Source organism: Streptomyces corchorusii (assembly GCF_001514055.1).
In the GTDB taxonomy this organism is placed as follows: Bacteria; Actinomycetota; Actinomycetes; order Streptomycetales; family Streptomycetaceae; genus Streptomyces; species Streptomyces olivaceoviridis.
In genome coordinates this window covers 17,393-38,579 of the sequence record NZ_KQ948359.1, presented here as the reverse complement: position 1 = coordinate 38,579, position 21,187 = coordinate 17,393, and the positions used below count along the sequence as shown (strand labels likewise).

Sequence of the window (21,187 nt, the reverse complement as noted above, 5' to 3'; positions counted from 1 at the left end):
GCCGCCCGCGCAGGTCGCCGGGAAGATCGCCTGGGTCCGGAAGCTCGCCGCGGAGCACGGCCGTACCCTGCGCTTCGGGATCCGGCTGCACGTCATCACCCGGGACACCTCCGAGCAGGCCTGGGCGGAGGCGGACCGGCTGCTGGACGGCTTCGACCCGGAGACCGTACGGGCCGTCCAGACGGGCCTGGCGCGCAGTGAGTCGGAAGGGCAGCAGCGGATGCTCGCGCTGCACGGCGGCAGCCGGGAGAGCCTGGAGATCCACCCCAACCTGTGGGCGGGGATCGGGCTGGTGCGCGGCGGCGCGGGCACGGCGCTGGTCGGCAGCCACGACGAGGTCGCCGAGCGCATCAAGGAGTACCACGCCCTCGGGATCGACGAGTTCGTCCTCTCCGGGTATCCGCACCTGGAGGAGGCCTACTGGTTCGGCGAGGGCGTCCTGCCGAGGCTCCAGGAACAGGGCTTGTGGGCACACCCTGACAGCAGGGCCGCCGCATCGGCGGCGGTGCCGTTCGCGGGCTGAGTGAGCGGCGGGCAGCCGGCCGGCCCGGCGACGGGGGAGCGAAGCCGGGCGGAGGCCACCGGCCCACGGCGGCTGCTCCTAGCGTTCCTGTTCCCCGGTGGTCGCCGGTGCCCCGCCCAGCGCTCGTAGATGCGCCGCGCGCGATTCCGCCGTCTGGCCCTGCACCAGCAGGAACAGCCCTTCCCGGGCCAGGCGCTGGGCGCGGCTCGTCAGGGCCATCGCACGGCCGCCGCCGGCCGCCACCGCCGCGGTGGTGGCCGCACGCATCACGTCGTACGCCTCCGCGCGCACAGCCAGCCGCTGCGCGGCCCAGTCGTCCACGCCTTCCCCGGACGAGTCGTCCACGCCTTCCCCGCCCCAGTCGTCCACGATTTCCCCGGCCGCCGCTCCCCGTACCGTCGGTCCATGTCCGGCCCCCTCGGCCCCCGCCACGCCCCGCTCCTCGCCCCGCGCCTGCGGGACCGGAGCGTCGGCCAAGGCGTAGGCCCGTTCCCGGAGGCCGCTCAGGCGGGAGCGGAGCGGGGCGGCGGCTTCGTCGTCCAGGAGGGACAGCGCCGCCTCCGCCACGCCGAAGACCGCCGGGCTGGTGGCCAGGGTCTTGACCCGGTCGCCGGCGGCCCACCGGTCGTACGGCGCGTGCAGGGCCACCGCCTCCGCGGGCAGCCACAGGCCGTCCAGTTCCAGCGACACCGTGCGCGCGGCGGTGAGGGCCGCCAGCCGCATCGGCGCCGACGCCCGCAGTCCGGGCTGTTCGCGTGCCTCGGCGAAGGCGAACAGCACCTCGTCGGAGTCCGTCACCCCGGCCAGCAGCATCACGTCGTTCAGGCCCCACCCGGTGTACCAGGGGACGGTGCCGTCGAACCGCCAGCCGGTGCCCTCCCGGCGGACCCGCACCGGACGGCGCGGATACGAGCGCAGGTGCGCGTACGCCACCCCGGACAGCAGCTCCCCACGGGACAGCGGGCCCAACAGCCGCTCCCGCACCGCCCGTTCACCGCGCGCCAGCGTCTGTACGGGCGTGTGGTGCTGGGTCTGCACGAACCAGGTCGCACAGCACGCGCCGGCCAGGATCTCCGCGGTCTCCCGCAGCACGGCCGGCGGCGCCCCCGCGCCGCCGTACTCCGCCGGCGCGGCCACCCCGAGCAGCCCCGACCGCTTCACCGCCTCGATGTGGCTCGCGGGCACCCCTTCCTGGTCGATCCGTTCGGCCTCGGGAACCAGCAGGTCCGTGGCGAGCCGGCGGGCGCGGACGACGAGAGGATGCGAGGTGAGGTCCATACGGAGATTCTTCCGCTCTTCCCCGCCGCTCGGTCATCCGGATCTTCCGGCATCGCGGTGTTCCGGCGTTCCGGGATCGCGGTGTTCCGGCATCGTGGTGTTCCGGACTTCCGGCATTGCGGCGCTCCGGAGTTTTTCCCCTGCCGTGGCGCGCGGTGTCGATCCGGGGCCCGGACGTTCGTGTAGGAGGTGACACAGAGCCCGCCCCGGGCCCGACGCCTTGGAGGACGTCATGAAGCACTACCTGCTCAGCGTGGTCCAGCCGGCCGGCGCCACCCCGCCCGGTCCCGAAGCCCTCGCCGCGATCATGCACAACGTCGAGGCCTTCAACGACGAGCTGCGCGCCGCCGGCGCCTGGGTCTTCGCCGGCGGTCTGCACGGCCCGGAGACCGCGACCATGCTCCGCCCCCAGGACGGTGACGTGCTCGTCACCGAGGGCCCGTACGCCGAGGGCAAGGAGTACCTGGGCGGCCTGTGCCTCATCCGGGCCGCCGACCTGGACGAGGCCCTGGACTGGGGCCGCAAGGCCGCCCTCGCCACCACCCTGCCCATCGAGGTACGTCCCTTCGTGGACCAGCACTGACGGCGGACCAGCACCGACAGCGGACCCGCACTGACGACCAGCACTGACGGCGCAGCGCACCGATGGCTGTGGCCCGGTGGCCGGAGACCGGTGTGCCGCCGAGCCCGGCCGGCTGGTTCATCGTGACGGCCCGCAACCGGGCCGTCGACCGGCTGCGCCGGGGGTCCTCCCGGGACGCCCGGCACGCCGAGGCCGCGGGCGAGGCATCCCGTACCGCGTGCCCCGGAACGCCGACCTGCCCGACCGGCTCTCCGCCGCCCTCGCCGTCGTCCACCGGATCTTCAACGAGGGGTGCACCGGCGATCCCGTCCTGTGCGCGGAGGCGCTGCGCCTCGGCCGGCTGCTCGCCGAGCTGGTGCCGGACGAATCCGAGGTCACCGGTCTGCTCGCGCTGATGCTGCCGGTGGCGGCCCGGCGGCCGGCCCGGAGGGACGCGGACGGCGTTCTGGTCCCGCTGCCCGAGCAGGACCGCGCCCGGTGGGACCGGGCGCTGATCGCCGAGGGGCAGGAACCGGTCCGCCGCCTGCGCCGCAACAGGCCGGGGCCGTACCGGATCCAGGCCGCCGTCAACGCGGTGCACAGCGACGCGCCCACCGCCGCCGCCACCGACTGGCGCCAGGTCCTCGCTCTGTACGACCGGCTGGTGGCTGTGGCGCCGCCGCCGGTCGTCGTCCTGAACCGGGCCGTCCCGGTCGCCGGGACCGAGGGGCCGGCGACGGCCCCGGAGCTGGTCAACGCGCTCGGCCTCGGCCGGTACCACGTGCTGCACGCCGTCCGCGCCGACCTGCTATGCCGACCGGGCCGGGCCGCCGGGGCGGCGGCGGAGTACGGCCGCGCCGCCGAGCCGGCACCGAGCGAGGCCGAACGGGCGTGCCTGGAGCGCCGCCGACGGGAGACGCGGCAGCGGGCGCCGGGCCGTAGCGGGGCGTGACCCTCCTCACCCCGACGCGGCTTCGGAATGAACTTCAGGATATGAAAGGTTGGTGTCTGCACCTGATCGACCGGAAACCCGGACCTGGCCCCAACCGGCCCGTGCACCCAGTGAGGCACCCGTGAACGACTCCCCACCCGAGCGGCCCGCCGACGTCGTGGCCCGGCTGCGCGCCACCTACGCCGCCGGCCGGACCAAGCCCGTCGAGTGGCGCACCGGCCAGTTGCGCCGGCTGCGCGCGATGCTCACGGAACGCGGCGCCGACCTCGCCGCCGCCCTCAACGCCGACCTCGGCAAGAGCGGCGCGGAGGCATACCGCACCGAGATCGACTTCACGGTCCGGGAGATCGACCACACCCTGGAGCACCTGGCGCAGTGGCTGCGCCCCGAGCCCGCGCCCGTCCCGGCGCACCTCGGCGCCGACGCCACGGCCTGGACGCAGTACGACCCCCTGGGCGTCGTCCTCGTCATCGCGCCCTGGAACTACCCGGCGCAACTGCTGCTCGCCCCCATGGTCGGCGCGCTGGCCTCGGGCAACGCGGTCGTCGCCAAGCCGAGCGAGCTGGCCCCGGCCACCTCCGCCGTCCTGGCCGAGCTGATCCCGGCCTATCTGGACACGGACGCGGTCGCCGTCGTCGAGGGCGGTGTCCCGGAGACCACGGCCCTGCTGGCCGAGCGCTTCGACCACATCTTCTACACCGGCAACGGCACCGTCGGCCGCATCGTCATGCGGGCCGCCGCCGAGCACCTCACCCCGGTCACCCTGGAACTGGGCGGCAAGTCACCGGTGTTCGTGGACCGGGGCACCGACCTGGAGACGGTCGCCGACCGGCTCGCCCGCGGCAAGTTCCTCAACGCGGGCCAGACCTGTGTCGCCCCGGACTACGTCCTGACCGACCCGGAGACCGCGACCGCCCTGGAGGCCGCGCTGGTCCGCGCGGTCGAGGGTCTGTTCGGCGCGGACCCGCAGCGCTCCGAGGAGTACGGCCGGATCGTCAACGAGCGCCATTTCGACCGGCTTTCCGCCCTGCTCGACTCGGGCCGCGTCGCCGTCGGCGGCGTCGGCGACCGGGCGACGAAGTACCTCGCGCCCACCGTCCTCGCGGACGTCGACCCGGAGTCGCCCGTCATGCGGGAGGAGATCTTCGGCCCGATCCTGCCGATCGTCACCGTGCTCGGCCTCGACGAGGCGATCGACTTCATCAACGACTGCGACAAGCCGCTCGCCCTGTACGTCTTCAGCGAGTCCGACGAGACCCGTGACCGCATCGCCGCCGAGACGTCCTCGGGCGGCCTCGGCCACGGCCTGCCCCTCGCCCATCTCACCGTCTCCGACCTGCCGTTCGGCGGGGTGGGGGAGAGCGGCATGGGCAGCTACCACGGCCGCTACTCCATCGAGACGTTCAGCCACCGCAAGGCGGTGCTGTCCAAGCCGCTGCGCTGACGTCCTTCGGCGTTCCGGGCCCGGCCGCGCGCACGCGGCCGGGCCCGGCCTGCGTCCGGACAACCTCCCTGTGCACAACCGGTGTTCGCCGACGCAACCGATCAGGAATTGACTGGTCTACACCCTTGACTGGTACAGACCAAGACGGTTGAGTGTGCCCAACCCCCCACCACGGCCGCTCCCACCTCGTGGGTGCGGCCGTGCCGCACAAAGGAGTTGGACCATGGTGAGGCACCGCATCGCCGCGCTTCTGACCTCGCTCGCCCTGGGCACGTCCGCCTTGGTGCTCCAGGCGGCGCCCACGGCCTCGGCCGCCGGCTTCGTGGTCAGCGAGGCGCAGTTCAACCAGATGTTCCCGAACCGGAATTCCTTCTACACGTACAGCGGCCTGACCGCCGCCCTCGGCGCCTACCCCGCCTTCGCGAACACCGGCAGCGACACCGTGAAGAAGCAGGAGGCCGCCGCCTTCCTCGCCAACGTCAGCCACGAGACCGGCGGCCTGGTGTACGTGGTCGAGCAGAACACCGCCAACTACCCGCACTACTGCGACTGGAGCAAGCCGTACGGCTGTCCGGCGGGCCAGGCCGCCTACTACGGGCGCGGCCCCATCCAGCTCTCCTGGAACTTCAACTACAAGGCCGCCGGCGACGCGCTCGGCATCGACCTGCTCAACAACCCCTCCCTGGTGCAGAACAACGCGTCCGTGGCCTGGAAGACCGGCCTGTGGTACTGGAACACCCAGTCCGGGCCCGGCACGATGACCCCGCACAACGCCATGGTGAACGGCGCCGGGTTCGGGCAGACCATACGCAGCATCAACGGCTCCCTGGAGTGCGACGGCAAGAACCCCGCACAGGTGCAGAGCCGGGTCTCCTCCTATCAGCGCTTCGCCCAGATCCTCGGGGTCTCCCCGGGCGCCAACCTGTACTGCTGACGTCACTGCCGGGGCCCGGCCGGGTGCCGTGTGCGAGACTCCGCCGATGACTGCTGACGACACGATCACCGCGGACGCGTCCGGCACCTGGAAACTCGGCGACCTGCCCGTCCACCGCATCGGCTTCGGCGCGATGCGGCTGACGGGCAGCGCCGCCTTCCACCACGGCACCCCGAGCGACCGGGGACGGTCCCTCGCCGTCCTGCGCACGGCCGTCGGGCTGGGCGTGAACCACATCGACACGGCGGCCTTCTACTTCTCGTCGCTGCGTTCCGCCAACGAACTCATCAACACCGCGCTGTCCCCGTACCCCGACGACCTGGTCATCGCCGCCAAGGTCGGCCCCTACCGCGACTACCACGGCGAGTGGGGCACCTCCGCCCGGCCCGACCAGCTGCGCGGGCACGTCGAGGAGAACCTGCGCCAGCTCGGGCGGGACCATCTCGACCTGGTCTATCTCCGCCGGATGCGCCAGGACTCCATCGCCGAACACTTCGGCGCCCTCGCCGAACTGCGCGAGGCCGGTCTGATCCGGCACCTCGGAATCTCCGGCGTCGAACCCCGGCACCTCGCCGAGGCGCTGGAGATCGCGCCGGTGGTGTCCGTGCAGAACCGGTACGCGGTGGACCGGCCCGATCCCGTGGACGACGAGGTGCTGCGGCTGTGCGGCGAGCACGGCATCGCCTTCGTCCCCTTCTACGCCGTGGCCGGCAAGACCGGCGAGCGCGGTGCGACGACCGCTCACGACGACGCGGTGCTCTCCGTCGCCCGGGCCCACGGCGTGAGCCCCGCGCAGGTCCGCATCGCCTGGACCCTGCACCAGGGCCCGCACGTCCTCGCCATCCCCGGCACCGGCAACCCCGGCCACCTGGTCGAGAACGTCGCGGCCGGCGCGCTGCGGCTGACCGAGGAGGAGCTGGCACGGCTGGACGGGGCCCGCGCGCAGGCGGGCTGAACGCGCGCGGGCGGGCCGGCCGACGGTCGGGGTCACGCGGTGAACGGGGGGCGGTGGCGCGGCCACGGAGTGGGGCCGGCACCGAGGATCCGCAGGCGCCCCCGTGCCCCGGGCTGACTACGATGGCGTGGACGCCCTGCTGGACCGCACACGAAGACGACCGCACACGAGGACGGGTGAAGAACCTCCCCATGACCGACGCCAAGGACGAACGCCGGCCGGCCGGCGAGCTCGAAGCGAGCGTCCTGGCCGCGCTCTGGGCCGCCGGCGGACCCCAGACCCCCGGCCAGGTCCAGCGGAGCCTGGGCGCGGACCTGGCCCGTACGACGGTGACGACGATCCTCACCCGCCTGCACGACAAGGGCGTCGTCCACCGGCTGCGCCAGGGCCGCGGGTACGCCTACTTCCCCGCCCAGGACGCCCAGGACGCCCACGGCCTCACCGCCCGCCGGATGCACAGCGAACTGGACCGGGACAGCGACCGCGAGACGGTCCTCGCCCGCTTCGTCGCCCAGCTCAGCCCGGACGACGAACGCATCCTGCGCGACCTGCTGGAATCCGACGGCCGATGACCGCCCCGCTCCTGCTGATCCTGCCGCTGCTGCTGCCGTGCGCCCTGCCGCCCCTGGCCCGCCGGGCCCTGGACCGGCTCACCCCGGTCGCGGCGCTGTGGTCCGTCACCGGCTGCGCGGTGCTCCTCGCCGGCTGTTCGGCGCTGGCGCTCGGCACCTCCGTGCTGACCGGGCTGCTCAAGCTGCCGCTCTTCGCCGCGCTCGGCGAACTGGTCCATCCGTTGCGCACCGCCTCCGACGCCTTCGTCGTCCCGGCCGCCATCGTGTCGGCCGGCGCGCTGGCCGGGTGCGGCTGGAGCCTCGTCCGTTCGGTGCTGGGCCAGGCCCGCGCCTTCCGGGCGGCCCGTGCGGAGGCCGCGTGCGGAGCCGTCGCCGGTGACCTGTGCGTGATCGACTCGTCCCGCCCCGACGCCTACGCCCTGCCGGGCCGCCCCCACCGGGTCGTCGTCACCACGGCGATGCTGCGCAGCCTGGACGGTCCCGAGCGGGAGGCGCTGCTCGCCCACGAGCGGGCGCACACCGCGGGCCGCCACCACTACGCCCTCGCCGCCGCCGAACTCGCGGCGCACTGCCACCCCGCGCTGCGCCCGGTCCGCGCGACGATCCGGCTGGCCGCCGAGCGCGCCGCCGACGAGGCCGCCGCCGTCTCGGTCGGCGACCGGCGCCTGACCGCCCGCGCCATCGCCCGCGCCGCCCTCGCCGGGCAGGCCGCCCGGTCCGCACGCCCCGGCTTCGCGCCCGGCGCGGCCACGGGCCCCGTCCCCCAGCGCGTCCAGGCCCTGCTGACCGCCCCGCGCGCCCGCACCGCCCGCGCGATCTGCGCGCTCCTCATCGCCTGCACCGCCCTCTCCTGCGTGGCCGCGGCCACCTCGACGGCCGACGTCCACCACCGCGTGGAGATCGCACAGGGCGAGGAGAGCCCCTGACACGGCACGCCTCCGCCCCACCGGAGGCACGCCGGACGGACACGGGACCGCCGACCGCCACGCGGCCCGTACGTCGACGCGTCCGCCACGCGTAGCCGCCCCGTGAGGGAGACGTCCGGCCGAGCCCACGCGCAACGCGCCCGCCCGCCGCATGGGGAAGGGCGACCCGGCCCGCGAGAACCGCCTGGAGATGCGCGGGCGGACCCGCCCGCCGGTCGCAGGGCGACCCCGGCCGGCGACGCGCGCGCTACCCCGCCCGGCGACCGGCGGGAACTTGCCCGGCGAGCTGTGGAGAGCACCGACGGCGCCCATGCGAACCCACCCCGGAGCGGGCGGTCTGGGGCGGGCCGGGCAGGGGGCCGTGCAGCGGGTTTCGTACAGGCGTGCGAGGCAGGGCCCGCGTGCGGCTTCGTACGGACGTCGCCATGCGCGGCGCTCCCTCCCGTACGACCCCACCCACCCAGCGCCCCAAGCGCCCCCGCCCGACCCCCCGCCGACCCCCTCCCGCAACGCGCGTAGACCAAGACTGGCGTCCGAGAAGTTTTACGTATAACCTCACCGGCTAACCACCCCCACCGGAAGGTCGCCATGCGTCGCGTCGCCCTTGTCACCCTCGTCGTGCACGACTACGACGAGGCCATCCGCTTCTACACCGAGGCCCTCGGGTTCCGTCTCGTCGAGGACGCCCCGCGCCCCGACGGCTCGCGCTGGGTCGTCGTGGAGCCCGGGGGCGACGGACCCGGACTGGTGCTGGCCCGCGCGAAGGGCGACGAGCAGCGGGCCCGCGTCGGCGACCAGACCGGCGGGCGCGTCGGCTTCTTCCTGCACACCGACGACTTCGCCCGCGACCACGCCCGGATGACCGCCGCCGGCGTGACCTTCCTGGAGGAGCCGCGCCACGAGCCGTACGGCACCGTCGCCGTCTTCCAGGACCTGTACGGCAACCGCTGGGACCTGCTCCAGCCCGCCGGTCACTGACCCACCACCGCACCACCTGTCCCTGGACCCGAGGAAACGAAACGCCCATGACCGCGTCCCGCATCGACACCGAGACCCTCCGCCGGCTGCCCAAGGCCGTCCTGCACGACCACCTCGACGGCGGTCTGCGCCCCGCCACCGTCGTCGAACTCGCGGCCGCGGTCGGCCACACACTGCCCACCACCGACCCGGACGAGCTGGCCGCCTGGTACTTCGAGGCCGCCAACTCCGGTGACCTGGTCCGCTACATAGCCACCTTCGAGCACACCCTCGCCGTCATGCAGACCCGCGAGGGCCTGCTGCGCACGGCCGAGGAGTACGTCCTCGACCTCGCCGCCGACGGTGTCGTCTACGCCGAGGTCCGCTACGCCCCCGAGCTGAACACGAGCGGCGGGCTCACGATGCGCGAGGTCGTGGAGACCGTGCAGGAGGGCCTCGCCGCCGGTATGGCCAAGGCAGCCGCCGCCGGCACCCCCGTCCGCGTCGGCACCCTGCTGTGCGGCATGCGCATGTTCGACCGCGTCCGCGAGGCCGCCGACCTGGCCGTCGCCTACCGCGACGCGGGCGTCGTCGGCTTCGACATCGCCGGTGCCGAGGACGGCTTCCCGCCCGCGGACCACCTCGACGCCTTCGAGTACCTGCGCCGCGAGAGCGTGCCGTTCACCATCCACGCCGGCGAGGCGCACGGACTGCCCAGCATCCACCAGGCCCTCCAGGTCTGCGGCGCCCAGCGCATCGGCCACGGCGTCCGCATCACCGAGGACATCCCCGACCTCGCGGCCGGCAAGCTCGGCCGTCTCGCCTCCTGGGTGCGCGACCGCCGTATCGCCCTGGAGATGTGCCCGACCTCCAACCTCCAGACGGGCTGCGCGACCTCGATCGCCGAGCACCCGATCACGGCCCTGAAGGACCTGGGCTTCCGGGTCACCCTGAACACCGACAACCGTCTGGTCTCGGGGACGACGATGACCCGGGAGATGTCCCTGCTGGTCGAGGAGGCCGGCTGGACCGTCGAGGACCTGCGCACGGTCACGGTGAACGCCCTCAAGAGCGCGTTCCTCCCGTTCGACGAGCGCAACGCCCTCATCCAGGACGTGGTGCTGCCGGGGTACGAGAGCGCGCTCTAGAGGAGCCCCCTGAGGTAGGCGGCCTGTCCGACGTGCTGGAGGTCGTCGGACAGGACGCTCACCAGACGCACCCCCAGTGACACCGGGGGGTCCCAGCGCTCGTCCACGATGCGTTCCAGATCCTTGGCGGCCAGCGCGCGCAGGCAGCCGAGGGTCTGTTCGTGGACGGCGTCGTAGTACCCGGTCAGCAGGTCCGCCGACTCCACCCGCACCTTCGCGACCTTGGCGGGGGTGTGCGCGTACCCGGTGTCGTGCCGTGGCAGGTCGAGGCCGAAACGCTTCTCCCAGCCCTGCGCGAGCCACACCTGGTCCAGGTCGAAGGCGTCGGCGACGTGGTCGTCCTGCACCCGCGTGAGGTGCCAGAGCAGCCAGGCGATGGAGTTGGCGTCGGCGGCCGGGCGGTGGTGCAGCTCGTCCGGGCCGAGGCCGTCGAGGGCGGCATGGACTTCTTCCTGGATGCGGCCGTAGCCGTCGATGAGGATGTCCTTCGCATGCATACCGTCCACCATCGCAAATCACCGGCGCCCGCGCGCCCGGAACCCGGCTTTCGCGGAGGCCGCCGTCACCGCACCTCGTCGGTGCGCGCGGCCGGCACCCCCGTTTCGAGCAGGGTGACCAGCGCTCGCGCGGCCGGGCTCGTGGCCCGTTCCGGCGGCAGCAGGGCGACCGTCTCGTACTCCGGCTCGTCCGCGCCCTTCAGCGGGAGCGCCGTGAGTGACGGCCGCTTGTGCCGGAAGTGCCGGGGCACGACCGCGATCCCCAGGTTCTCGTCCACGAGGTCCAGCAGGCTGTGCACGTCGTTGACCTCCAGCGCGACCGTGCGCCGGACGCCGGCCGTGGCGAACGCGGCGTCGGTGGTGCGGCGCGGACCCCAGTCGGGGTGGAAGTCGACGAAGACCTCCCCGGCGAGGTCCTGCGGGCCGAGCACGGCCGGGGCGGAGGCCAGGCGGTGGCTCGGGTGGCACAGCACGGTCATCGGCTCGCTGGTCAGCGACACCGAGCGCAGCTGGTCGGTGTCGGCCTGGGTGCGGTAGGCGAAGGCCAGGTCGAGCCGCCCGGCCGCGACCTCCTCGGCCAGCGCGCCGGAGCCGGCCTGCCGCAGCCGGATCTCCACATCCGGGTGCCGGCCCCGGAAGGCCGCCAGCAGCCGGGCCACGTGCACCCCGGCGATGCACTGCTCGGTGCCGAGGGACAGCGTGCCCCGCAGGACACCCTGCACCGCGGCCACCGCCTCGTGCGCGGAACGCACCTGTGCCAGGATGCGTTCGGCCTCCCCGAGCAGCGCACGCCCCGCCTCGGTGAGCGTCACCCGGCGGGTGGTCCGCACGAACAGCGGCGCCCGCAGCTCGCGCTCCAGCGCCCGGATGGACGCCGACAGGCCCGACTGGGACACCATCAGGCGTTCGGCGGCCCGGGTGAAGTGCTGGTCCTCGGCGACCGCGACGAAGTGCTGGAGATGGCGCAGTTCCATGATTGAGAAGCCTATCCGCTGAATTCCATCGGATTCTTCTGTTGGACCGCTGCCCGCTGCCCGGGGAAGAGTGGCACCGGTAGATCGTGTGCCAACCCCTCTGGAGTCGCGTTGTACACCGCACACCCCGACCGCTACGCCGACATGCCCTACCGGCGCACCGGACGCAGCGGCCTGAAACTCCCCGCCCTCTCGCTCGGCCTGTGGCACAACTTCGGGCCCGACCGGCCGGTGGAGACCCAGCGGGCCATCCTCCGCCGCGCCTTCGACCTGGGCGTCACCCACTTCGACCTCGCGAACAACTACGGCCCGCCGCCCGGCGCCGCCGAGTCCGCCTTCGGCGAGGCGTTGAAGGCGGACCTCGCCGGTTACCGCGACGAACTGGTGATCTCCACCAAGGCCGGCTACCTGATGTGGCCCGGCCCGTACGGCGAGTGGGGCTCGCGCAAGTACCTGCTGTCCTCGCTCGACCAGAGCCTCACCCGCATGGGCCTGGACTACGTCGACATCTTCTACTCGCACCGCTTCGACCCGGACACTCCCCTGGAGGAGACGATGGGCGCCCTGCACACGGCGGTGCAGCAGGGCAAGGCCCTCTACGTCGGCGTTTCCAACTACTCCGCCGAGCAGACCCGCGAGGCCGCCCGCATCCTCGGCGAGCTGGGCACGCCGCTCCTCATCCACCAGCCGCGCTACTCGATGCTCGACCGGCGCCCCGAGGACGAGGGCCTGCTCGACGCCCTGGACGAGCTCCAGGTCGGCTCCATCGTGTACTCCCCGCTGGAGCAGGGCCTGCTCACCGGCCGCTACCTCGACGGCATCCCCGAGGACTCGCGGGCCGCGAGCGACAGCCCGTTCCTGAACTCGGACGCGGTCACCGCGGACCTGGTCGCCCGGCTGCGCGCGCTGAACGACATCGCCAAGTCCCGCGGCCAGAGCCTGGCCCAGCTCGCCCTCGCCTGGGTGCTGCGCGGCGGCCGGGTGACGTCCGCCCTGGTCGGCGCGAGCAGCCCGCGGCAGATCGAGGACAGTGTCGCGGCCATCGGCAACCTCGACTTCGACTCCGACGAACTGGCACGGATCGACGCGATCGTCCGGCAGTAGTGCCGTAGTGCCGTAGTGCCGTAGTGCCCCGGTGCCTCAGCGCCGGCGTACCGGACGGTCCGGGGGAGCGGCCGCGACGAACCGCGGCTGCTCCCCTCCGTCGTACCGCCACCCCGTCGCCCTCCCTGGAGGCGCCGGCACGGCCAAGTCAGGCGCCCGCCGGAACCCGGTCCAGGAATCCCAGCACCTGCCGGATGCGGCCCTCCTCGTCCAGCGTGACCACGTCGAACCCGGCCACCGGCGCCGAGCCGTCCTGCTCGTTCACCAGCTCCCAGCCGAAGCGCGCGGTGTCGTGGTGGCCGTCGACCGTGCCGAGCGGACGGAACACGAAGCCGGGGAACTGCTCGTGGGCCGCCGCGATCACGGCCGCGATCTGCTCGTGCCCGCGGACGTCCACGAGCGGGTCGGTGTAGCCGCCGTCCTCGGTCCAGGCGGCGGCGACGGCCTTCTCGATGTCCTCCGGCCGGGTGGCGTTCCAGGCCTCGAAGTAACGGGCGGCGGCGTTGTCGTGACGGTCGGTGTGCGCGGCCATGGCGAAGCATCCTCCATCGAGGTCGTCTCTGCTGGTCAGGTCCCGGATGCGGGGTTCGCCGCTCCGGTGTGACCACCATGCGGGAGGAGCGGGTGCCGGGTCGATTACCTCCGGGGTCATGGCCCGGTGGGGAGACGGCCCATCTCATTTCGGCCAGAACAGGCGCGGAATATGCCAAGAGACTGGCCGGAAAGTCATGGTGACAGTGGTTCAGTAGTGAACATACTCAACTGTGAGGACTTCACTTCCAGCGAGGTTCCGATCACGCACCGCACACGGCCGCACCGCGGATGAGCCGCACCGAAAGCGAGGCCAGCCGGCAGGCGAACGACGCGACGGGGGAGTGCGCATGCACGACGAGTTCCTGTGCCATGTCACCGCGTACGGCACCTGCGGTGGGCAGCGCATCGGAGTGCCCCTGGGCACCTACCGGGCTCCCACCCTGGCCCTCGCCCTGTGGTGGCTGCGCGACCGCGCCAACTGGATCGCCGACCGCCTCGACCCGAGTCCCGAGGCCGGGCACTTCCCGCCGAGCGCGCTCGTCCCGGTCGCGGACACCGTGCCCGACGTGCCGGCCGTCCTGCGCGCGTGGTGCGGCGACCCGGCCCAGCAGGAACTGGTCGCCGACGAGCTCGCCGCGGGGAGGCTGGTGCGGATCGCGACCGGCGACGAGACGACCGAGTACGAGCTGCTCGCGGAGTCCGTCGACGCCCTGCGCATGCAGCGGACCGTTCCGGCCCTCGTCGTACCCGTCGCCTGACCGGCCTCGTCTCGGCCCGCTCGGTCGGGGGGAGTGACCCTCGCCACTGTGCGCGGTGGGCGAACGCATCCGGTGGACTGGAGGGCCGGGCTCGGGGTACGAGGTCTGGTGCAACAGCGACCGGCCGGACCGGGTTTTCGAGAGAGACAGCATGATCAAGCACCTGGGCGGGGCAGTGATACCGACTGGTTTCGATGTACCCGTGGAGCCGCTGCGGCGCGCGGCGCACTACACCGGCGAACCCGGATGCATCGCCGAAGCGCGTGCCTTCGCGTCCCAGTTCCTCCAGCAGCTGCGCACCGAATGGTGCGCCACCGCCGACGGCCGGGCCGATGGCGAGCTGCTGCTGATGGTGAGCGAACTGGTCACCAACGCCGACCTGCACAGCGACGGCCCGTACATCCTGGAACTGGAGGGTACGGCCACTTCGGTCGCGGTGTCCGTGTACGACAGCAGCACCGCACTGCCCCGCCGCTACCCGAAGGACCCGAAGCGCGTCGGACGGCACGGGCTGGAGATCGTGCACGCCCTGGCCTCGGAGGTCACCGTGGAGCGGGTGCCCGTGGGCAAACGCGTGCGTGCCGTCTTCCCGCTCCGGCAGGACGGGGACAGCCCCTCCCGGACGGACTGACCCGCCCCTGGCGGACTGTGACGTCGGGCCGGCGCCGGGGCGTCGGCCCGATTCGAGGTGTCAGGCGCAGCCGAGTTCGCCCAGCATCCCCTGGCGCAGCCGGGTGATGATCCGCTTGATCAGCCGGGAGACGTGCATCTGGGAGCATCCCAGCCGCTCCCCGATCTCCGCCTGGGTGGCCTCCTCCACGAACCGCATGTGGATGATCTGCCGGTCGCGGTCGCTCAGCTCCGCCATGAGCGGGGCCAGCGCGTGGAAGTCCTCGACGAGCCGCAGCCCCTCCTCCTCCACACCGATGAAGTCGGCGAGCACGGCCTCGCCGTCCTCGGGGCCGTCTCCGGTGAGCGCGGCGTCCAGGGAGGCGGAGTTGTAGCCGTTGGAGGCGAGCTGAGCCTCGACCACCTCCTTCTCGGAGAGGTTCATGAGCGTGGCCAGCTCGGCGACCGTCGGGTCCCGGTCCAGGCGGCTGGACAGCTCCTCCCGTGCCTTGGCCAGCTCCACCCGCAGCTCCTGGAGCCGGCGCGGCACGTGGACGGCCCAGGTGGTGTCCCGGAAGAACCGCTTGATCTCACCGACGATGTACGGCAGCGCGAAGGAGGTGAACTCGACCTCGCGTGCCAGTTCGAACCGGTCGATGGCCTTGATCAGGCCGATCATGCCGGTCTGGACGATGTCCTCCATGTCGTCGCCCCGGCCCCGGAACCGTCCGGCCGCGAACCGCACCAGCGACATGTTCATCTCGATGAGCGTGTTGCGCGCGTACTGGTACTCGTGCGTCCCCTCCTCCAGCTCGGTCAGCCGGCGGAAGAACTGGCGGGAGAGCTCCCGTGCGTCCCGCGGGGCGACGGACGCGGGGTCCGTGATGCCAGGCAGTGAATCCTCGCAGGTCCTGTCCTGCTCGGTCTGTTCGACGACCTCTGCTTCCGACCGGATCCCGGCGGCGGTGTTCATTGCCTCTCCCACGAAAGTCACGGTTCGACGTCTTCCTGTACGGCAGCTTCGTGGCTCCGACACAGGACGCGTCCCTGCGAGTACCCGATGTAGGGCGGGTCATTCCTCCCGCGGAGCCGCTCACGGCGCGAGTACCCCCGGTCACGGCACGCATGCGTCCGCCACGCCGCAGTGGCGAGAAACGATCGGTCGGGCCCGGGTTTCCCTGAGGGCGGAACGCCGCGCCCTTGCCCCGCACCGTACCGCTTCTAGGCTGACGGGATGAGCAACCCGCTGAGCGAGGAAGCCCGAGTGATCCCCCTGCGGCCGGCGCCCGTCCGCCCGGACGCGCCGGACGGCGAACCCGCGCCCCGGGAACCCTTGTGGCGGGATCTGGTCGGCGAGGTGCTGCGCCGGGAGCGGCAGGCGCAGGAGCGCACGCTCAAGGACGTGGCCGACGCGGCCCGGATCTCGCTGCCCTACCTGTCGGAGGTCGAGCGGGGCCGCAAGGAGGCCTCGTCCGAGGTACTGGCCGCCGCGGCCCACGCGCTCGGCCTGGGCCTCGGCGACCTGCTGTCGCTGGCGCACGGCGAGCTGGCCCGGCGCACGGCCGAGCGGCACCGGCCCGCCGTCGCACCGCACCGGCCCGCCACCGCGCCGAGCCGGCCGTACCAGGGGCTCTGCCTGGCTGCCTGACCGGCTGCCGACGGCTGCCTGGCCGGCTGTCCGCGTCCGGGCGTTCTTCCGGCGGGTGCGGGGCGGACCGATGAGTTTCGCGTGGGGGAGCGGTCCCTACACACGACGGCGTTTCCACGCCCGGTTCCACACCCTCGCCCACGCCTCGGGAGGCGCTCATGACCACCGCCGGATTCACCACCTGTCTCTGGTTCGACGGCCAGGCGGAGGAGGCCGCGCACCACTACGTGTCCGTCTTCAAGGACGCCGCGCTCGGGCGCGTCGTCCGCTGGCCCGAGGGCGGTCCCGGGCCGGCCGGCGCGGTGCTGACCGCGGAGTTCACGGCCAACGGCCAGAAGTTCGTCGCGCTCAACGGCGGCCCCGAGTTCACCTTCAACGAGGCGGTCTCGTTCCAGATCCTCTGCTCCGACCAGCAGGAGATCGACCACTACTGGACGAAGCTCACCGAGAACGGCGGCGAGGGCGGACCCTGCGGCTGGCTCAAGGACAAGTACGGCGTCTCCTGGCAGGTGGTCTACGCCCCGCTGCTCGACATGGTCGCCGACCCCGACCCGGAGAAGGCCGCGCGCGCCACCAAGGCCATGATGGGCATGGGCAAGCTGGACGCCGCCGCGCTGGAGGAGGCGTACGCGGGGGCGTAGCGCGACGCCCGGCCGGCCGCCGTCACCGTCGCCCGGCCTCGGCGAGGATCTCGGCGATCACATGCCGGGAGTTCTCCGCCAGGGCCGGGTTGGTGTGCCGGTAGTACGGCAACTGGATCAGCGAGATCGACAGCGCCCAGCCCCGCCCGCGCGCCCACTCCGCGTCGTCCGCGCCGACGGCCTCGCGAAAGGTGTCCCGGGCGGACGCGGGCAGCAGGTTCCAGGCCACGATCAGGTCCACGGCCGGGTCGCCGACGCCGGCGCAGCCGAAGTCGATGACCGCGCCCAGCCCGTCCCCGTCGACCAGCACGTTCCCCGGGGAGAGATCCCCGTGCGCCCAGGCCGGCGGACCGGAGTGGGCCGGGGCCCGCAGCGCCTCCTCCCACAGGGCCGTCACGGCCGCCGTGTCGATCCGGTCGGTGAGCCCGGTGAGCTCGGTGAGCCGCGCCAGCGCGGCCCGGGTCGGCTCGTCCCGGGCGGCGAGCGGCACGCCCCGGGAGGCGGGCGGCCCGTCGTGCGGGTCGATCCGGCGCAGCGCCGCCACGAACGACCCGAGCCGCTCGGCGAGGCACTCGGGCTCCGCGACGGCACCGGCGACCGGGTTCCGCCCGTCCAGCCAGCGGTACACCGACCACGGCCACGGGAAGTCCTCGTCGGGCGCGCCGAGCCCGGCCGGCTCCGGCGTGGCCACCGGAAGCAGCGGGCCGAGACGGGGCAGCCAGCGCTGCTCGTGCGTCACGTCGGCGACGGCGCCGGGATGCCGGGGCAGCCGTACCACCAGGCCGGTGCCCAGGCGGAACATGGCGTTCTCCGTGCCGGAGGAGTCCACGCGCCGTACGGGCAGCGCCGCCCAGCCGGGGAACTGCCGGGCGATCAGCCGGCCGACCAGCGGCGCGTCGATGCCGACCTCGCCCTCACGCATCCTGACCGTGTTCACCGGGCCCATCACAGCGGGACGCGGGCCCCGCTGTCGACCGAATTGCGGCTCCCGGCTCGGCGCGCGGGCCGGACCCCGGATGGCTAGCGTGAACAAACGGGACACACCACCTCAGGAGGGTCGCCAGCATGGCCGTGCAACCCGAAGGAACGCCCTGTTGGGCCGATGCGATGTTCAGTGACGTCGAGGGAGCCAAGCGGTTCTACGGCGACGTCCTCGGCTGGACCTTCGGCGAGTCGTCGTCGGAGTACGGCCACTACACCCAGGCCTACGCGGACGGCAAGGCCGTGGCGGCGGTCGTCCCGCCCATGCCCGGACAGGAGGGCCAGTCGCAGTGGTGCCTGTACTTCGCCTCGCCCGACGCCGCGGCCACCGCGGAGAAGATCCGGGAGAACGGCGGCGAGGTGCTGATGGAGCCGATGCAGGTCGGTGAGTTCGGCACGATGTGCCTGGCCCGGGAGCCCAGCGGAGCCGTGTTCGGCGTGTGGCAGGCGGGCACCCACGAGGGCTTCGAGGCGACGGCCACGCCCGGGGCCTACTGCTGGGCCGAGGTCTTCACCAGGGAGCCGGAACAGGCGGACGCCTTCCTCGCCGCGGTCTTCCCGTACCGGATGAAGGAGATCGACGACGACGCGGTGGACTTCCGGATGTTCGACGTCGGCGAGGACACCGTCCTCGGCCGGATGCGGATGACCGACGACTTCCCGCCCGAGGTGCCGTCGTACATCAACGTCTACTTCACCGTCGACGACTGCGACGCGGCCGTCGACCGGGCCGTCAAGCTCGGCGGTATCCTCCGCTTCGGGCCGATGAGCAGCCCCTTCGGCCGGTTCGCGGCGCTCAGCGACCCGCAGGGCGCGAACTTCTCGGTGATCGACATCACCACCACCGAGGGCGAGATGCCGAAGGTCAAGGAGGTCTGACCGGTCCCGGGACGGCGCTGCGCACGGCCATGGCATGATCGGGCACATGCGTGAACGTGTGGTGGCCGCGTGCGACGGGGCTTCGAAGGGAAACCCCGGACCGGCCGGATGGGCGTGGGTGGTCTCGGACGACGACGAGCGGACCCCCGCCCGCTGGGCGGCGGGCCCGCTCGGCCGGGCCACCAACAACGTCGCCGAACTGACCGCCCTGGAGCGGCTGCTCACCGCCGTCGACCCGGACGTGCCGCTGGAGATCCGGATGGACTCCCAGTACGCGATGAAGGCCGTCACCACCTGGCTGCCCGGCTGGAAGCGCAACGGCTGGAAGACCTCCGCCGGCAAGCCCGTCGCCAACCAGGACCTGGTGGTCCGCATCGACGAACTGCTCGACGGCCGGTCCGTGGAGTTCCGCTACGTCCCCGCCCACCAGGTCGACGGCGACCCGCTGAACGACTTCGCCGACCGCGCCGCCAGCCAGGCGGCCTCCGTCCAGGAAGCGGCCGGCAGCGCGCTGGGCTCGCCGGAGCCCCCGCCGTCGCCCGACACCCCGGCGGGCGCCGGGGCAGCGCGCAAGAAGGCGCCGCGCCGCACCGGTGGCACCGCGTCCGCACGCACCATCAAGGCGAAGTTCCCCGGCCGCTGCCTGTGCGGACGGTCCTACGCGGCCGGCGAGAAGATCGCCAAGAACGCGCAGGGCTGGGGCCACCCGGAGTGCCGTACCGCCGATGCCTGATCAGGCGTCGAACGTCTGACACCCGGTGTGGCCCACCAGGTCCGCCGGGGCGCACCGTGTTCCACGGCTTGGTCGTGGTGATGTCCGCCGCCGCTCGCCTCACGGGCCTGTATCCGGCGGCCCTTGCAGACCTCCCCGAAGGAACCGGGCGCGGCGACGGCGGCTGCCGCGGTGCGCGCGGCGCAGGGTGATGTCGGGCATGCGGGTCTGCCCGATCGGATCTCCGCCGATCCTTTCCGGCTGCCGTCCGTCCGGGTGGCGCGGCTCATCGCGGCAGACTGACGCGATCGGGCGCGCCCCCGTCCTGCTACCCTCCGGTTCCGATCGACCACGTATGGTGACTGTCAGGGGTGTGCGCGTGAAGGTCGTCTGTGTCGGAGGCGGGCCCGCCGGTCTGTACCTCGCCATCCTGCTCAAGCGGCAGGACCCCTCCCGTGACATCACCGTCCACGAGCGCAACCCGCAGGGCTCCACCTATGGCTGGGGCGTGACGTACTGGCGCGGCCTCCTCGACAAGCTCCAGGCCCACGACCCCGCATCGGCGCGGGCGATCGAGGAGCACTCCGTCCGCTGGAGCGACGGCGTCGCCCACGTACGGGACCTGACGACCCGGCACCACGGCGACGAGGGCTTCGGCATCGGCCGCCACCGCCTGCTCGACCTGCTCGCCACCCGGGCCCGCGCCCTGGGCGTCCGCCTGGAGTACGAGAGCGAACTCACCGAACCGCCCGCCGGCGCGGACCTGGTCGTCGCGGCCGACGGCGTGCACAGCGCCCTGCGCACCCGCCGGGCCGCCCACTTCGGCACCCGGATCACCTCCGGCCGCAACCCCTACATCTGGCTCGGCACCAGCAAGGTCTTCGACGCCTTCACCTTCGCCTTCACCGAGACCGACCACGGCTGGATCTGGGCCTACGGCTACGGCTACAGCGGCGACCACAGCACCTGTGTCGTCGAGTGCTCCCCGGAGACCTTCGCCGGCCTGGGCCTGGACCGCGCCGACGAGGGGGAGGGCCTCGCCCTGCTGGAGAAGCTCTTCGCGGGCGTCCTCGACGGCCACCCCCTGACCGCCCGCTCCGGCGCCTCCTGGCAGACCTTCCGCACCCTCACCAACGAGACCTGGCAGGACGGCAACCTGGTCCTGCTCGGCGACGCGGCCCACACCACCCACTACTCCATCGGCGCCGGCACCACCCTCGCCCTGGAGGACGCCATGTGCCTCGCCGACGCCCTGCGCGCGCACGCGGCCCTGCCCGACGCCCTCGCCGCCTACCAGCGCCGCCGCCAGGCCGAACTGCTGTCCGTGCAGAGCGCGGCCCGCTACAGCGCCCAGTGGTACGAGAACCTGCCCCGATACGTCCACCTGCCCCCGCACCGGATGTTCGCCCTGCTCGGCCAGCGCCACTCGCCCCTGCTGCCGTACGTCCCGCCCCAGCTCTACTACGGCCTGGACAAGGCGGCCGGACGGCTGGAGGCGCTGCGCCGGCTCAAGCGCTGGCTCGGCCCGCGCGCCGCCCGCGCCCTGCACGCCCGCGCCGCGGCCCGCCGGGACTAGCCAACTCCGTCCCGCCCCCACCC

The 21,187-nt window shown here is 73.1% G+C and carries 24 protein-coding genes and 1 pseudogene; 18 read left to right on the top strand and 7 right to left on the bottom strand.

Annotation, left to right across the window (positions count from 1 at the left end; genetic code table 11):
* The coding region (locus tag AQJ11_RS23650) for an LLM class flavin-dependent oxidoreductase (protein ID WP_159061684.1) at window positions 1-523 on the top strand (523 nt) is incomplete at its 5' end.
* A gap of 78 nt (window positions 524-601) precedes the next feature.
* Here the strand turns inward: AQJ11_RS23650 and AQJ11_RS23645 are convergent.
* Window positions 602-1,801, bottom strand: a complete 1,200-nt coding sequence (locus AQJ11_RS23645; protein ID WP_059264288.1) for an acyl-CoA dehydrogenase family protein — start codon at window positions 1,799-1,801, stop codon at window positions 602-604.
* Between the two features lie 232 nt (window positions 1,802-2,033).
* Here AQJ11_RS23645 and AQJ11_RS23640 point away from each other — a divergent pair, with 232 nt between their 5' ends.
* The 9 genes and pseudogenes from AQJ11_RS23640 to AQJ11_RS23600 all read left to right on the top strand — a co-directional run bounded on the left by AQJ11_RS23640 (window position 2,034) and on the right by AQJ11_RS23600 (window position 10,251).
* Window positions 2,034-2,384 carry a YciI family protein gene (locus tag AQJ11_RS23640; protein WP_059264499.1) on the top strand — a complete coding sequence of 117 codons (351 nt, stop codon included), beginning with the start codon at window positions 2,034-2,036 and terminating at the stop codon, window positions 2,382-2,384.
* Window positions 2,385-2,449: 65 nt separating this feature from the next.
* Window positions 2,450-3,315: pseudogene (locus AQJ11_RS23635) on the top strand (DUF6596 domain-containing protein); the annotation flags it as partial.
* Window positions 3,316-3,436: 121 nt separating this feature from the next.
* Window positions 3,437-4,759: an aldehyde dehydrogenase family protein gene (locus AQJ11_RS23630; RefSeq protein ID WP_059264286.1), complete on the top strand. Its 1,323-nt coding sequence runs from the start codon at window positions 3,437-3,439 to the stop codon at window positions 4,757-4,759.
* Between the two features lie 223 nt (window positions 4,760-4,982).
* A complete protein-coding gene (locus AQJ11_RS23625; protein WP_059264285.1) occupies window positions 4,983-5,693 on the top strand; it encodes a chitinase in 711 nt (236 codons plus the stop codon).
* Between the two features lie 46 nt (window positions 5,694-5,739).
* Window positions 5,740-6,648, top strand: coding sequence for an aldo/keto reductase (locus AQJ11_RS23620; protein ID WP_059264284.1), 909 nt, complete (start codon window positions 5,740-5,742; stop codon window positions 6,646-6,648).
* 191 nt (window positions 6,649-6,839) lie between these two features.
* Window positions 6,840-7,220 (top strand): BlaI/MecI/CopY family transcriptional regulator, encoded by a 381-nt coding sequence (locus tag AQJ11_RS23615; protein WP_014670787.1) that lies wholly within the window; start codon window positions 6,840-6,842, stop codon window positions 7,218-7,220.
* Entirely contained in the window at window positions 7,217-8,146 is a 930-nt protein-coding gene (locus AQJ11_RS23610) for a M48 family metalloprotease (protein WP_014670786.1), read from the top strand. The genes AQJ11_RS23615 and AQJ11_RS23610 overlap by 4 nt, the downstream gene beginning before the upstream one ends.
* Before the next feature lie 588 nt (window positions 8,147-8,734).
* On the top strand, window positions 8,735-9,124 hold the full coding sequence (locus AQJ11_RS23605) for a VOC family protein (RefSeq protein WP_014670785.1): 390 nt from the start codon (window positions 8,735-8,737) through the stop codon (window positions 9,122-9,124).
* Window positions 9,125-9,171: 47 nt separating this feature from the next.
* Window positions 9,172-10,251, top strand: a complete 1,080-nt coding sequence (locus AQJ11_RS23600; RefSeq protein WP_014670784.1) for an adenosine deaminase — start codon at window positions 9,172-9,174, stop codon at window positions 10,249-10,251.
* Here the strand turns inward: AQJ11_RS23600 and AQJ11_RS23595 are convergent.
* Window positions 10,248-10,748, bottom strand: a complete 501-nt coding sequence (locus tag AQJ11_RS23595) for a mycothiol transferase (protein WP_059264498.1) — start codon at window positions 10,746-10,748, stop codon at window positions 10,248-10,250. The two genes, AQJ11_RS23600 and AQJ11_RS23595, sit on opposite strands and share 4 nt — an antisense overlap.
* 65 nt (window positions 10,749-10,813) lie before the next feature.
* Window positions 10,814-11,722 (bottom strand): LysR family transcriptional regulator, encoded by a 909-nt coding sequence (locus AQJ11_RS23590; RefSeq protein ID WP_059264283.1) that lies wholly within the window; start codon window positions 11,720-11,722, stop codon window positions 10,814-10,816.
* Window positions 11,723-11,833: 111 nt separating this feature from the next.
* Between AQJ11_RS23590 and mgrA the strand changes: the two genes are divergently transcribed.
* Window positions 11,834-12,826 carry an L-glyceraldehyde 3-phosphate reductase gene (mgrA, locus tag AQJ11_RS23585; protein WP_014670781.1) on the top strand — a complete coding sequence of 331 codons (993 nt, stop codon included), beginning with the start codon at window positions 11,834-11,836 and terminating at the stop codon, window positions 12,824-12,826.
* Window positions 12,827-12,974: 148 nt separating this feature from the next.
* On the opposite strand, the gene AQJ11_RS23580 is transcribed toward mgrA, so the two are convergent.
* Complete coding sequence (locus tag AQJ11_RS23580) at window positions 12,975-13,358, bottom strand: nuclear transport factor 2 family protein (protein WP_014670780.1); 384 nt, start codon at window positions 13,356-13,358, stop codon at window positions 12,975-12,977.
* 349 nt (window positions 13,359-13,707) lie between these two features.
* Here AQJ11_RS23580 and AQJ11_RS23575 point away from each other — a divergent pair, with 349 nt between their 5' ends.
* Window positions 13,708-14,118 carry a hypothetical protein gene (locus tag AQJ11_RS23575; protein ID WP_014670779.1) on the top strand — a complete coding sequence of 137 codons (411 nt, stop codon included), beginning with the start codon at window positions 13,708-13,710 and terminating at the stop codon, window positions 14,116-14,118.
* 151 nt (window positions 14,119-14,269) lie between these two features.
* Window positions 14,270-14,749 (top strand): ATP-binding protein, encoded by a 480-nt coding sequence (locus AQJ11_RS23570; protein ID WP_059264282.1) that lies wholly within the window; start codon window positions 14,270-14,272, stop codon window positions 14,747-14,749.
* 60 nt (window positions 14,750-14,809) lie between these two features.
* Here AQJ11_RS23570 and AQJ11_RS23565 read toward each other — a convergent pair whose 3' ends face one another.
* The gene (locus tag AQJ11_RS23565; RefSeq protein ID WP_014670777.1) at window positions 14,810-15,700 is read right to left on the bottom strand and encodes an RNA polymerase sigma factor SigF; all 891 of its coding nucleotides are present in this window, start codon (window positions 15,698-15,700) and stop codon (window positions 14,810-14,812) included.
* A gap of 261 nt (window positions 15,701-15,961) precedes the next feature.
* On the opposite strand from AQJ11_RS23565, the gene AQJ11_RS23560 reads away from it, so the two are divergent.
* The gene (locus tag AQJ11_RS23560; protein ID WP_058079310.1) at window positions 15,962-16,375 is read left to right on the top strand and encodes a helix-turn-helix domain-containing protein; all 414 of its coding nucleotides are present in this window, start codon (window positions 15,962-15,964) and stop codon (window positions 16,373-16,375) included.
* Between the two features lie 158 nt (window positions 16,376-16,533).
* Window positions 16,534-17,016 (top strand): VOC family protein, encoded by a 483-nt coding sequence (locus tag AQJ11_RS23555; protein WP_059264281.1) that lies wholly within the window; start codon window positions 16,534-16,536, stop codon window positions 17,014-17,016.
* 22 nt (window positions 17,017-17,038) lie between these two features.
* On the opposite strand, the gene AQJ11_RS23550 is transcribed toward AQJ11_RS23555, so the two are convergent.
* On the bottom strand, window positions 17,039-17,962 hold the full coding sequence (locus AQJ11_RS23550) for an aminoglycoside phosphotransferase family protein (RefSeq protein ID WP_059264280.1): 924 nt from the start codon (window positions 17,960-17,962) through the stop codon (window positions 17,039-17,041).
* A 119-nt stretch (window positions 17,963-18,081) separates the two neighbouring features.
* Between AQJ11_RS23550 and AQJ11_RS23545 the strand changes: the two genes are divergently transcribed.
* A complete protein-coding gene (locus AQJ11_RS23545; RefSeq protein ID WP_058079308.1) occupies window positions 18,082-18,876 on the top strand; it encodes a VOC family protein in 795 nt (264 codons plus the stop codon).
* A gap of 34 nt (window positions 18,877-18,910) precedes the next feature.
* Complete coding sequence (locus tag AQJ11_RS23540; protein ID WP_079082391.1) at window positions 18,911-19,609, top strand: ribonuclease H family protein; 699 nt, start codon at window positions 18,911-18,913, stop codon at window positions 19,607-19,609.
* Here the strand turns inward: AQJ11_RS23540 and AQJ11_RS48345 are convergent.
* The gene (locus AQJ11_RS48345) at window positions 19,534-19,878 is read right to left on the bottom strand and encodes a tyrosinase family oxidase copper chaperone (protein ID WP_107120864.1); all 345 of its coding nucleotides are present in this window, start codon (window positions 19,876-19,878) and stop codon (window positions 19,534-19,536) included. The two genes, AQJ11_RS23540 and AQJ11_RS48345, sit on opposite strands and share 76 nt — an antisense overlap.
* Before the next feature lie 65 nt (window positions 19,879-19,943).
* Between AQJ11_RS48345 and AQJ11_RS23535 the strand changes: the two genes are divergently transcribed.
* Window positions 19,944-21,164, top strand: coding sequence for an FAD-dependent monooxygenase (locus AQJ11_RS23535; RefSeq protein WP_244218327.1), 1,221 nt, complete (start codon window positions 19,944-19,946; stop codon window positions 21,162-21,164).
* Window positions 21,165-21,187: the final 23 nt, after the last annotated feature.

Bases quoted from the DNA above. Each gene is read 5' to 3' on its own strand.
- AQJ11_RS23575 (WP_014670779.1), top strand. From the start codon at position 13,708: ATGCACGACGAGTTCCTGTGCCATGTCACCGCGTACGGCACCTGCGGT.
- AQJ11_RS48345 (WP_107120864.1), bottom strand. From the start codon at position 19,878: ATGAGCCGCGCCACCCGGACGGACGGCAGCCGGAAAGGATCGGCGGAG.
- AQJ11_RS23625 (WP_059264285.1), top strand. From the start codon at position 4,983: ATGGTGAGGCACCGCATCGCCGCGCTTCTGACCTCGCTCGCCCTGGGC.
- AQJ11_RS23600 (WP_014670784.1), top strand. From the start codon at position 9,172: ATGACCGCGTCCCGCATCGACACCGAGACCCTCCGCCGGCTGCCCAAG.
- AQJ11_RS23545 (WP_058079308.1), top strand. From the start codon at position 18,082: ATGGCCGTGCAACCCGAAGGAACGCCCTGTTGGGCCGATGCGATGTTC.
- AQJ11_RS23640 (WP_059264499.1), top strand. From the start codon at position 2,034: ATGAAGCACTACCTGCTCAGCGTGGTCCAGCCGGCCGGCGCCACCCCG.
- AQJ11_RS23615 (WP_014670787.1), top strand. From the start codon at position 6,840: ATGACCGACGCCAAGGACGAACGCCGGCCGGCCGGCGAGCTCGAAGCG.
- AQJ11_RS23560 (WP_058079310.1), top strand. From the start codon at position 15,962: ATGAGCAACCCGCTGAGCGAGGAAGCCCGAGTGATCCCCCTGCGGCCG.
- AQJ11_RS23590 (WP_059264283.1), bottom strand. From the start codon at position 11,722: ATGGAACTGCGCCATCTCCAGCACTTCGTCGCGGTCGCCGAGGACCAG.
- AQJ11_RS23595 (WP_059264498.1), bottom strand. From the start codon at position 10,748: ATGCATGCGAAGGACATCCTCATCGACGGCTACGGCCGCATCCAGGAA.
- AQJ11_RS23570 (WP_059264282.1), top strand. From the start codon at position 14,270: ATGATCAAGCACCTGGGCGGGGCAGTGATACCGACTGGTTTCGATGTA.
- AQJ11_RS23555 (WP_059264281.1), top strand. From the start codon at position 16,534: ATGACCACCGCCGGATTCACCACCTGTCTCTGGTTCGACGGCCAGGCG.
- AQJ11_RS23565 (WP_014670777.1), bottom strand. From the start codon at position 15,700: ATGAACACCGCCGCCGGGATCCGGTCGGAAGCAGAGGTCGTCGAACAG.
- AQJ11_RS23550 (WP_059264280.1), bottom strand. From the start codon at position 17,962: ATGGGCCCGGTGAACACGGTCAGGATGCGTGAGGGCGAGGTCGGCATC.
- AQJ11_RS23605 (WP_014670785.1), top strand. From the start codon at position 8,735: ATGCGTCGCGTCGCCCTTGTCACCCTCGTCGTGCACGACTACGACGAG.
- AQJ11_RS23580 (WP_014670780.1), bottom strand. From the start codon at position 13,358: ATGGCCGCGCACACCGACCGTCACGACAACGCCGCCGCCCGTTACTTC.
- AQJ11_RS23535 (WP_244218327.1), top strand. From the start codon at position 19,944: ATGGTGACTGTCAGGGGTGTGCGCGTGAAGGTCGTCTGTGTCGGAGGC.
- AQJ11_RS23645 (WP_059264288.1), bottom strand. From the start codon at position 1,801: ATGGACCTCACCTCGCATCCTCTCGTCGTCCGCGCCCGCCGGCTCGCC.
- AQJ11_RS23620 (WP_059264284.1), top strand. From the start codon at position 5,740: ATGACTGCTGACGACACGATCACCGCGGACGCGTCCGGCACCTGGAAA.
- AQJ11_RS23610 (WP_014670786.1), top strand. From the start codon at position 7,217: ATGACCGCCCCGCTCCTGCTGATCCTGCCGCTGCTGCTGCCGTGCGCC.
- AQJ11_RS23540 (WP_079082391.1), top strand. From the start codon at position 18,911: ATGATCGGGCACATGCGTGAACGTGTGGTGGCCGCGTGCGACGGGGCT.